General features: G+C 33.9%; 1 protein-coding gene. It reads right to left on the minus strand.

Annotation, left to right across the window (positions count from 1 at the left end):
* A partial coding sequence (locus SB822_RS57035; RefSeq protein WP_410859098.1) for a flavin reductase family protein occupies window positions 1-274 on the minus strand: 274 nt, incomplete at both ends.

Genomic DNA, 274 nt, shown 5'->3' on the forward strand with positions numbered 1-274 from the left:
GCTCCTGAAATAATTGGCAGATTATATTCTGATAAATTCCATTCACAATTTTCAAATCGATCAGTACCTTTACTTGCAAATAAATTACATATTTCACTCTGATCACCAGATAATACATGTACAGCAAATTTTTCAGTTTTTATAAAAGACTTATAAGATGATACCCTTTTATCAATAGACCATAAGACGAGTAAAGGGTCTATTGATACTGATGCAAATGAATTGACTGTAAGCCCCAGAGGAATGCGGTGCTCATCTACTGTTGTTACGACCG

The organism is Paraburkholderia sp. SIMBA_054 (assembly GCF_046534875.1).
Taxonomy (GTDB): Bacteria; Pseudomonadota; Gammaproteobacteria; order Burkholderiales; family Burkholderiaceae; genus Paraburkholderia; species Paraburkholderia hospita.